Annotated in this window: 6 protein-coding genes; 4 read left to right on the top strand and 2 right to left on the bottom strand. The window is 67.9% G+C overall.

Features of this window, described 5'->3' with window-relative positions:
* Window positions 1–698 (bottom strand): response regulator (locus AB7O82_RS27485; RefSeq protein WP_428620631.1); only part of this gene is annotated, 698 nt, incomplete at its 3' end.
* Between the two features lie 103 nt (window positions 699–801).
* Here AB7O82_RS27485 and AB7O82_RS27480 point away from each other — a divergent pair.
* The 3 genes from AB7O82_RS27480 to AB7O82_RS27470 all read left to right on the top strand — a co-directional run bounded on the left by AB7O82_RS27480 (window position 802) and on the right by AB7O82_RS27470 (window position 6,562).
* On the top strand, window positions 802–1,794 hold the full coding sequence (locus AB7O82_RS27480) for a cytochrome-c peroxidase (protein ID WP_428620630.1): 993 nt from the start codon (window positions 802–804) through the stop codon (window positions 1,792–1,794).
* Window positions 1,794–4,340 carry a two-component system VirA-like sensor kinase gene (locus AB7O82_RS27475; protein ID WP_428620628.1) on the top strand — a complete coding sequence of 849 codons (2,547 nt, stop codon included), beginning with the start codon at window positions 1,794–1,796 and terminating at the stop codon, window positions 4,338–4,340. Before AB7O82_RS27480 ends, AB7O82_RS27475 begins: the two co-directional genes overlap by 1 nt.
* A 227-nt stretch (window positions 4,341–4,567) precedes the next feature.
* On the top strand, window positions 4,568–6,562 hold the full coding sequence (locus tag AB7O82_RS27470; RefSeq protein ID WP_428620626.1) for a caspase family protein: 1,995 nt from the start codon (window positions 4,568–4,570) through the stop codon (window positions 6,560–6,562).
* A gap of 52 nt (window positions 6,563–6,614) precedes the next feature.
* Here the strand turns inward: AB7O82_RS27470 and AB7O82_RS27465 are convergent, their stop codons facing one another.
* A complete protein-coding gene (locus AB7O82_RS27465) occupies window positions 6,615–9,437 on the bottom strand; it encodes an ATP-binding protein (RefSeq protein WP_428620624.1) in 2,823 nt (940 codons plus the stop codon).
* 721 nt (window positions 9,438–10,158) lie between these two features.
* Between AB7O82_RS27465 and AB7O82_RS27460 the strand changes: the two genes are divergently transcribed.
* Window positions 10,159–10,667: response regulator transcription factor (locus AB7O82_RS27460; RefSeq protein WP_428620623.1), on the top strand; the 509-nt coding region annotated here is incomplete at its 3' end.

Here is a 10,667-nt window from a genome sequence, read left to right as displayed (position 1 = left end):
GGCGCTGCGAAGACATAGCCGATGCCGCGCTCGGTCCTGATCAGCCGTGGCTCGCTGGGATTCGGCTCGAGCTTGCGTCGCAGCCGGAGGATCTGCACGTCGATGCTGCGGTCATAGACTTCACTGTCGTGCAATCGGCTGGCGGCCAGCAGCTGCTCCCGGCTCAGCACCTGCTCCGGCGCGCCCAGGAAGGCGGCCAGCAGACTGAACTCGCCCTTCGTCAGGGCCACGAAGTCCCCGTTCGGCGCCTTCAGGCGGCGGGTTCGCAGGCTGAGCTCCCAGCCGGCGAAGCGATAGCGCGTGCGTCTGTCCTCGGATCTTGCCGGCGGACTTGCCTCGGCGCGCCGCAGTGCGGCCCGAATGCGTGCGAGCAGCTCGCGCAGCGCGACAGGCTTGGTGAGGTAATCGTCGGCGCCCAGTTCGAGACCGATCACCCGGTCGACCTCGTCGCGGCGCTGGCCGCTCAACACGATGATGGGCAGCGTCGAATGCGCCCGCAGGTCGCGCACCAGCTCCAGGCCGTCCTCGTCGTCGAGCTGGACGTCGAGGATGACGATGTCCACCGGCTCCGCTTTCAGCGCGCGCGCCATCTCGCGGCCGCTGGCAGCCGTGCTTACGCGAAAATGGTGGTCCCCCAAATAGTCGGCGATCATCTTGCGGACCACCGGATCGTCGTCGACGGCGAGCACGTGCTTCACGGCGAACCTCGGAACTCGTCGGGTGTTACCCAAGGCAGTCCTCGCGCGTTTATGAACGCAGCCGACCATCGGAAGTTGCCGTCGGCATGGGCGGAGGTTGCCGTTGGCGAGAGGCTCCTTGTGGGTTGCAGTCAGTGCATGGCTGGCAGCCGCGATGTTCTACCTGCTGTCGGCAGGACGGCCGGGGCACGCCGATCCGGCCGCCACGACCGCTGAAGCTGCGCCGATCACGCCGGTGCCGCGTCCTGCCGGGCTTGATCCCGCGAAGGTGCGCCTGGGCGAAAAGCTGTTCCACGATGTGCGGTTGTCGCACGACAACGTCGTGGCTTGCGCCTCGTGCCATCGCCTTGACAGGGGCGGCGACGACGACCGCGTCCGTCCCATGGGCAGCGACGGGCTGCCGCTCGATTACAACGCGCCCACGATCTTCAACGCTACGCTCAGCTTCCGCTACAACTGGCGGGGAAACTTTCGCGAGCTCGAGACGCAGAACGAAAGCACGCTTCGCGATCGTCGCCTCATGAACACGTCGTGGGACGAGCTTCTGGCCAAGCTCGGCGCCGACCCGGCCTATCGCAATGCGTTCGCCCGCGCCTACGGCGGTCGGCCCGAGCGCACGCACGTGCTGGACGCGCTGGCGAGCTTTCAACGATCCCTGCTGACGCCGAATGCCCGCTTCGACCGCTACCTGCGCGGCGAGGACGACGCCATCACGGACGAGGAGAAGCGCGGCTACCAGCTGTTTCGTGGCTATGGCTGCATCGCCTGTCACCAGGGCGTCAACATCGGCGGCAACCTGTTCCAGAAATTCGGAGTCTTCGACAATCCCTTCGCGCGCCGCGAGCGGATCACGACGGCCGATCTCGGCCGTTTCACCATCACCGGCGACGAGCGCGACCGCCACGTCCTGCGCGTGCCCAGCCTGCGCAACGTCGCGCTCACCGCTCCATATTTCCACGATGGCAGCGCCGGCTCGCTGTCCGAAGCGGTCGACATCATGGCGCTGAGCCAGCTGGGCCGGACCCTGGAGGTGCACGAGATCGACCTGATCGTGAAGTTCCTCGGCTCGCTCACAGGCGAGTACAGAGGCCAGTAATGATCGGACGGATCGGCAGGACGGCCCCGTTCATCGCCGCCCTGCTCTTGGTGCTGACCTGGCTGCTGGTCCGCAGTGCAAGCCCGGATCCGGCATTGCACGAGCGTACGCTTCACGAGGTACGCTCCCTGTTGCTTCACGATGCTGCGTTGCATCGCGACGTGTTGCGGGCGCGGGCCGGCTTGCTGCGCAACTACGATCCGCTGGTTCAGTCGATCGAAAGCCTGCGCGACACGACGGCCGCCCTGCATGTGCTGGGCAATCCCGGCGGCGGCCACCCCGGCACCGCGATCATCCGGCAGCTCGACCGTCTGGCGGAGGCCGTGAAGGAGCAGGAGGGGCTGATCGAGACCTTCAAATCCGACAACGCCGTGCTGCAGAACTCGCTCCGCTACCTGAATCACGCCACCCACCAGCTCGGCCAGTCCGCGGACAGCCCGGAAAATGCGTCAACCGGCGCCATCGGCCTGCTGGCGAGCGCCATGCTGCGCTTTACCGGCGACCCTTCGGGGGAAGCGGCGGCCGACGTCACCGCGGCGCTCGACCGGATGTCCCGCCTGCCATTCCCGCCAGCGCGTGAGAGGGAAGCCCGAGCGCTGGTGATGCATGGGCGACTGGTCGTCGCGGCGCTGCCCAACGTCGACGGCATCGTCGGCCGGCTGCTGGCGTCGCCCACGGCCGAACGGGCCCGCACGTTGCAGGACCTCTATCTCGATGAGCATGGGCGTGCCGCCGAGCGCGCCGGAATGTTCAGATTGCTGCTCTATCTCGCCGCCGTCGTGCTGGTCGCCTGTCTCGGCCATCTGTTCTACCGCCTGCGGGTCAACGCCCGGACGTTGCGTGAGCGGCTGGCCTTCGAGAACCTGATCGCCGAGATCTCGGCCGGGTTCATCAACCTGCCGACCGACCGCATCGCCCAGGGGGTCGAGCAAAGCCTGGCCCGGCTGGCGGAGGGCGCAGGGCTGGACCGCGCCTACATCCTGCTGCGCAATGCCGCCGGCGCCGGCGTCGAGAGGAGCCATCGCTGGTCGCGGCACGGCACGGCCGAGCTCTCCCCGGCGTGCGACGAGCAGCTCCTGGCGGCAGGCCTGCACTGGCGGTTGCCGGACCACGAGAGCCAGGGCTGCGTTCATGTGCCGTCCGTGTCGGCGCTGCCTTCCGGCCCCGAACGGACTGCTCTCCTGTCATGTGGCATCTGCTCCTGGACGTGCGTCCCCCTCGGGCGCCCCGGCAGCCGCATAGGCCTGCTCGGCTTCGACATGACTCGTCGCGAGAAGCGCATGGCCGATGACGACATCGCGCTGCTGCGCATGGTCGGCGAGATATTCGTCAACGCCATCGATCGCCAGCACGGCGAAACGGAGCGCGAAGCGCTGGAGATGCGGTTGCGGCGGGCGCAGCGCCTGGAAGCCGTCGGCACGCTGGCCGGCGGCATCGCCCACAATTTCAACAACATCCTGAGCGCCATCCTGGGCTATACGGAGATGGCTCTCGCCCAGCTGCCACGCCACAGTCGGACCTTCCGACACGTCCAGGAAGCGCGCAATGCGGGTGAGCGCGCCCGCGACATCGTCGACCAGATTCTCACCTTTGGCCGCCGTGTCGAGCGGCGGCGCCAGCATGTGTCGATGAAGCCGATGGTGGACGAGGCGGCGAGCCTGCTGCGCGCGTCGCTGCCGGCGACGATCGAGCTGCACGTCGAGATCTCGGACGAGGACGCTGCCGTCATAGGCGATGCGGCACAATTGCAGCAGGTGGTCGTCAACTTCTGCACCAATGCCGCGCACGCCATGCACGGTCGCGGTGTGGTGGCGCTCAGCCTCGACACCGTGACGTTTGCCGACGCGGTTGCCCTCTCGCACGGCACGGTGGGACCGGGCCGCTATGTGCGATTGCAGGTGCGCGACAGCGGGCACGGCATGGACCGGGCCACGATCGAGCGGATCTTCGAGCCCTTCTTCACCACCAAAGTAGCGGGGGGCGGCACGGGACTGGGCCTCGCCACCGTGCATGGTATCGTCGCCGACCACGGCGGCGTGCTGAACGTGCGCAGCCAGCCCGGCGCCGGCAGCCGGTTCGAGGTCTATATCGCCCACGCAGACTCGCCCGGCACGCAGCAGCACGGCGCCATGCCGGTGCCGCTGCCTACGGGCCGCGGCCAGACGATCCTTCTCGTCGACGACGAGCGACCGCTCGTTGCGCTCGGCGAAGAGATGCTTGCCGCCCTGGGATATGAACCCGTCGGCTTCGACTCCGGCCGCGCAGCCCTGGCAGCCTTCACGACCGATCCCCAGCGCTTCGACCTCGTCCTCGCCGACGAGCTGATGCCGGCGATGACGGGTCCCGAGCTGGCCCTGGAGGTGCATCGCATAAGGCCGGAGATTCCGTTTGTCCTGATGTCCGGCGATGCGCGGCCGAATGGCGACGGGGCGAATCGGATCGACCGGGCACTGGCCGCCGACGCTTGCGCGGTTCTCAGGAAGCCGCTGTCGTCATCGGACATCGCGCAGATGCTGGCCCGGCACCTGTCGGCCCGCCCCGTGTAGGCATCATGCACGACCGCTGCGCCGGCATGCCTCGTGTTTCAACTGAAACGCGAATCGGCCTCTTCTGAAATCGCGCGGTAACGCCGCTCGCCAATCTTCCCCGTGCTCGCCGAGGCCCCACCCACCGGCAGGAACTCGGGGGTGGCCGGAAGGGCCGGCCACCCTCGTCTGGCCGGCGATCTCGGGCCTCTTCGGCAGCATGGCTTTCGTTCACGAGGGAGGAGGTTATGGCGACACGACGCAACCGGGCCACGCCCGCCGGCATCAAGGGAGCGAGCCGCGCCGGACGCGCGCTGCTCGTGGCGATCAACGACTATGGCGACCCGCAGAACAATCTTCCAAGCTGCCTCGAGGATGCAGCCCAATTCCGCGAAGTGCTGCAGTCCCAATATGGCTTCGAGGACATCACCGAGCTATACGACGGCGACGCCACGGCGGCCAACGTTGAGGTCGGGCTCGAGCGGCTGTTCGAGGACGTGGCGGACGACGAGCGGCTCGTCTTCTTCTACTCCGGCCATGGCTATCAGCAACCCGGGGACGGCACCCTCGAGGAGTGCCTTGTCCTGTCCGGTCTCGAGTTCTTCTTCGACGACCGGCTGAGCGAGCTCAGCCAGTCGGCGCCACCCGGCGCTCTCACCGTGGTGCTCGACTCGTGCTTTTCCGGCGGCATGGAAAAGCGCATTCCGACCGCCAAGGGACTCGAGATCGCGCGAACCAAGCGCTGGATGCCGCCTGCCGACGAGCCGGAGAGCAAGAGCCTTACGGGCAGCATCCTCGTGCCGCGTCCGTTCGGCTGTTTCCCGATCACGCGTCCGGACGCGGTCAAGCGGCTGGCGCTTGGGGCCCAGGCGGGCCTGAATGCAAAATCAGCAAGTCCGCAGGCCGCGAGCGATGACGAGACGGGTCAGCTCCAGCTCAATGGGCTGCTGCTGTCGGCCTGCTCGGAAAACGAGACGGCGTCGGCCGGTACCTCGACCACGGAGGGCATGTCGGCCTTCACCTGCGCCCTGATGCGCACGCTTCCCGCATCGGGCGACATCGCGGTTGCCCAGCTTCATCAGGGCATCCGCGACGAGCTGGCAGAGATGGGCTTCCAGCAGACGCCGCTCCTGCGGACGCCTGCGGATCCAAGTGGCCTTGCCAACGCGAGCTTCGTGACGCTGGCGCCGGCCGCCGAGACGGCGGAGCAACCGGCGAAGGCTCTGCCGGCACGCTTCGGAAGCACGTCGACGACAACACTTCAACCAAGAGAGGATCGAACCATGACGACACGTCAAGCGAATGACCCTCAGTTCTGGCGCGCAGTCGAGCGCGTCGCGGCCCAGGTTGCCGTGGCCTCACGCAGCGAGGCGCCCGCCGGGCGCAAGGGCTTCAGCCCGGGTTCCCGCGCCTCGAACTCCTCCCAGGTGAGCGGTGCCGACAGCGAGCCGATGATTCCGTCGTCCCGTGCCGCCGGCGGGGGCCGCGGCGCGCCCGGCGCGGGCAGGATGGCCGGCAGGACGAACGGACGGACGGCCGGCCGCACCGCGCCGGCCAGTGCCGGCACGACCGTGGCCATGGACGACGACCAGTGGATCGGCGCCGCCCTGAGCCTGGTGGAGCCGGTCGCCGTGTCCCTGATCGATGCCATCCAGGATGGGCGGTTGGACACCGATGTCGGTGAAGACAAGCTGACGCGCGCCGTATCGTCCGTGGTCACCCCGGCCGTCATCGACGCGATCGGCGAACGGCCCGAAGACTTCGCCTTCGGCACGCCGGATGACGAAGGCGCTGCCGGCGACGACGAGGCGTCCCCCTTGGACGCCATGGCGCGGGTCGTCGCGGCATCGGTGTCCAGCATCGTTGCCGAGGTTGCAAAGGGCGAAGACACCGCCGCCGAATCCGCCCCACCCGCCGGCGAGGGCGCCGAGGGCGAGAAGATTGTTCCCGCCCTCATTGCCGCCGGCGCCACGCTCGCGGCGCCGGTCGTCTGGCACGCGATCGACGCATGGCGCAAGCGGCGGCGTCGCAAGGGTCTTGGCGAAGCGCCGGACGACGCCATGGGTGAGGAGGAGGGCATGCCTGCTGCGGCGCGGATCGCCGGCGAGGTTGTCCAGGCCGTCGTCGCCGTGCTCGGCGGCGGAAAGTTCATGCGGCTGCCCTATCCCACGACCCGGCCGGCTATCCTGCCTGCCCCAACGGGCCGGCCGACGAACCGGCGCTACTACACGATGGCCGCCTGATCTTTTCAGGCGTGGGCCGGGCGGTCGGTTGACCGCCCGGCTCTCGACTACCTTACGGCGACGGCTCCCCGATCAGCGCTCTCGCCTCGCGCAAGGCGGGCCGGTCGAATCCCTCGGTGAAGCGATCATGGACCGGCTTCAGCAGTGGCCTCACCTCGGCCCCGCGTCCCTGGGTGACGCGCAAGCGGGCAAGGCTGAGGGCGATGCGCAGCTCCCAAAGCAAGGCGCCTTGCTCGCGCGCGATCTCACTTGCCGTCCGGAAGCACTCCTCCGCCTCGGCGGCCAACGCGGCTTTCGACTGTTTCAGGATCAATTCGCCCTTCAGGCGCAGGAGTTCCGCCAGGTACCAGCGCTCTCCGCGATGCTCCGCCCAGGCGATCGCCCGCTCCAGCTTGTCGTGGGCCTCCACGAGGTGACCGAGCCCGGCCAGGCCTTCGGCGAGGCAACCGAGGAACTGGCCGTAGCACATCTGCCAGCCCGACCGCTCGCAGGCTTCCAGCGTCTGCGAAATCAACTCGATGCCACGGGCGAACTCGCCACGGTCGATGAGCAGCTTTCCCCGCCAGCAGGTCGCCATCATCCTCCACAGGGTTGCATCGATCCGGGTCGCCCAGTCGGTCAGCGCGGCGATGGCGCGCTCGGCGGCCGCCAGATCACCGGTCATCAGCGCGATGGGGCACGATGCGTCCTGCAGGGCCCAGCACACGGTGACCCCGGCTCCGGATTCCTGGGCCATCTCGAAGGCGGACCGGGCCTCCTCGTTGGCCCGCTCGAGGTAACCGCGCAGGCAGAGCGCGCGCGCCAGCCGGACGCGGGCCAGCACCTGCTGGTCGTAGACGAACAGCGCCGAGTGATGCCCGCCGGATGGTGCGGCGTAGAGGTCGACCACGCGCTGGAGATGGCCCTGTGCGTCCGCCAGTCTGCCGGCGTAGAGCAGCGACGTGCCGAGTACTCGGTCGCCCGCCAGCCTTATGGCCTCGCCGCCGCGCGGCGTGACGGCGACGAGCTGCCGGGCAGTGGTCAGCGCCGTGTCGAGATCGCCCGACATGAATTCGAGTGACCACTGGGTGTAGAGGACGCCGGCCTGCTGTTCCACGTCGTCGGCGTCGGCCGTGACGTCCGCCGCCCTCTTGACGGCAGCACGAGTGCGCCCGACCGGTGCCAAGGTCATGGTAAGCGCGTGACTATAGGCGATCCACATGCGCCATTCCGCCGCCTGGCCGAGATGGCCGTCCGGCGGCCGCGTCGCCAGCATGCGCTCGATTCGATTGCGACATTCTCCCACGAGCGACAGCATCTGCCAGATAGGCGCGAAAGCGGCCGTGAGTCCGGCACCGATCTCGGCGTCGCCGTCGGCCGAGAACGCCCAGTCGAGCGCCGCCCGGACGTTGTCGATCTCGCTCCCGCAGCGTGCCACGTCATCGCGGCTCAACCAGACCTGCGAGCCGGCCGCCACGCGAGAGATGAGAGCCCGGAAATATTCGGCATGCTGCCGCGCAGCGCTCTGGTGCTCGCCATACTGGGTGAGCTTCTCCAATGCGTAGGCGCGGATCGTCTCCAGCAGGCGCCAGCGCGTGAGAGGTGATGCATTCACGCGCTCGCAAAGCGACTTGGACACCAGGCTGGACAGCTCCTCGACGACCAGATGGGCAGCTCGACCGAAGCCGCCGACCGCCTCGGCGGCCTCGAACGTGAAACCCGCCGGAAAGATGCCGAGGTGGCGAAGCAGCCGCTGCTCGTCCTTCGACAGAAGCTGGTAGCTCCAGTCGAGCGCCGCCCGCAGGGTGCGGTGCCGCGGGATCGCGGTGCGCTTGCCGCTGGTCAACAGGGCGAAGCGATCACGCAGGCCGTCGGCCACCTGCCGGGTCCCGACAAAGGCGGCACGGGCCGCCGCGAACTCGATGGCGAGCGGAATGCCGTCGAGGTGCCGGCAGATCTCGGTGATCGACGGGAGATCCTCGGGCAGCGGCGAGAAGCCGGTATCCAGTGCCTGGGCCCGATTGACGAACAGCTCGACGGCGCTGTGACCCAGGATGACCTGCGGCGCCTGCTGCTCGGGAGCGGGGACGTCGAGTGCCGGGACGCGGTAGACGGCCTCGCCCTGGATCCGCATGACGTCGCGGCTGGTCGCCAGCACCGTGACGCGCGGGCACAGACGCATCAGCATCTCGACAAGGGAAGCCACTGCGTCGATCAGGTGCTCGCAATTGTCGAGGACCAGCAGGAGATGCCTGTCGCCGATACCGCGCGCGAGCGACTCCTCGGTGACCCGCTCGCCGCCGAGCTTCAGGTCCAGCACGCCGGCTACCGCCGACGCCGCGAGCGCGGCATCGGAAAGCGACGCCAGCTCGACGAGCCATGCGCCGTGCTCGAAGTCGGCGAGCAGATCGCGCGCGGCCTCCGCGGCGAGGACGGTCTTGCCGATGCCGCCCGGGCCGGTCAGGGTCACCACGCGGTAGGCGGAGACAAGGTCGTGCACGCGCCGCAGCGCCGTCGACCGGCCGACGAGGCGACCGACGGTCGCGGGGAAATTGCTGGAAGCGCGCCCGGCGGACCGGGGACGAGGCTGCGGCACCGATGGCGCCTCGGTCGCCCTGCCATGCCGCGCGATCCAGCCGCCGATCAGCCGGTAGCCTCGTCCATGCAACGTCTTCAGCAGGCCGCGATCGGAGCCGAGCGCCTTGCGGACCGCGGAGATGTGAACCTGCAGCGTATTGTCCCCGACGATGGCGCCCGGCCAGATGCGCTCCATCAGGTCGTCCTTGGTGACGAGTTGGCCTCCCGCCTGAGCCAGGACCTCGATGATCTCGAACGCGCGGCCGCCCAGCGTTACGGGCGTGCCGCGGGAGCGAAGCTCACGTCGGCCGAGATCCACCTCCCATGGCTCGCGCTCATAGACGAGATTTGGACTTGCTTCGGGCATCCGGGTCAATGGATGCGGCTGTGGTTACCTGGACGCAGGGCATTCGCAAAAGGCAAAAAGCCGTCATCCCGACCGGAGCCGAGCGCAGCGCCTGCCCTGAGCGTTGTCGCAGGGAGGCGTAGTGGAGGGACCCTTCCTATTGCAGCACCAGCAAGAAAGGTCCCTCGACTGCGCCGCCAATGGCGCTGTGACCAGCGCCCTTCGGGCGGCTCCGCTCGGGATGACGGAATTTTTGCCATATGCGAATGCCTTGGTCCTGGACGGGACGCACAGTGTCTGGATGTGGCGCCTGACTATAGTCCAAGGACCCCTGAAGCGGAGTCATTTCATCGGCCCTGATCCTTTCTCGCACCTGCATCATGGGGATCAGGCCCCGGGCGGCTGTCGCCAACGTACAAGGCATTTTACAAGGTCGCGCCACGGCGCGAGTCATTCGGCAGAACTCCCATGGGCCTTGCGGCTTCCAGGTTCGTTGCTGTTCAGCATCAGGCTTAAGGATTCTTAAGCCCCTCCCCAAGGATTGGCGGTTGGCGCCTGCATACAAGGGCTCACCCCTGCCGGGGTGATCCGTGGTCATCGCCCTTTCGATTGTCCGCCCGTGTAGAGAGGAGGAAAACCAATGACGACGCACCTGTCCAAGTCGACCTTGCGCCACCATCGAGCGCAACCTTCGGTGAACCTCGATGCGACGCGTCCGCTCGTTCTCATCGTCGATGACGATGCCGCCATCAGGGAGTCCCTCTGCGAGCTGTTGGAGTCGGTCGGGATCGACTCGATCTGCTTTGCCTCGACCCGTGAGTTTCACGATGCCGCAGTGCCGGATCGCCCGGGTTGCCTGATCCTCGATGTCCGATTGCCGGGGTCGAGCGGGCTTGAGCTCCAGGGTCAGCTTTCCTCCCGTGGCAACTCGAAACCGGTGATCTTCCTGACCGGCCACGGGGACATCGAGATGACTGTCCGGGCAATGCGCGCCGGGGCAATCGATTTCCTGACCAAACCCTTTCGGCCCCAGGCGCTGCTCGATGCCGTCAACGCAGCGATCGAGAAGGACGTCGCACTGCGAGCGGAGGCCCTGGTGGTCAGGCAGCATGCCGAGCGGCTGGCGACCCTTACACCGCGCGAACGCGAGGTGCTCTCCGGCGTGGCGCGCGGTCGCCTCAACAAGCAGATCGCCTACGACCT

It is taken from the genome of Reyranella sp. (genome assembly GCF_050185545.1).
Lineage (GTDB): Bacteria > Pseudomonadota > Alphaproteobacteria > Reyranellales > Reyranellaceae > Reyranella.
Note: the sequence above shows the minus strand (reverse complement) of the source record. Positions and strands in the feature narration are given on the sequence as shown.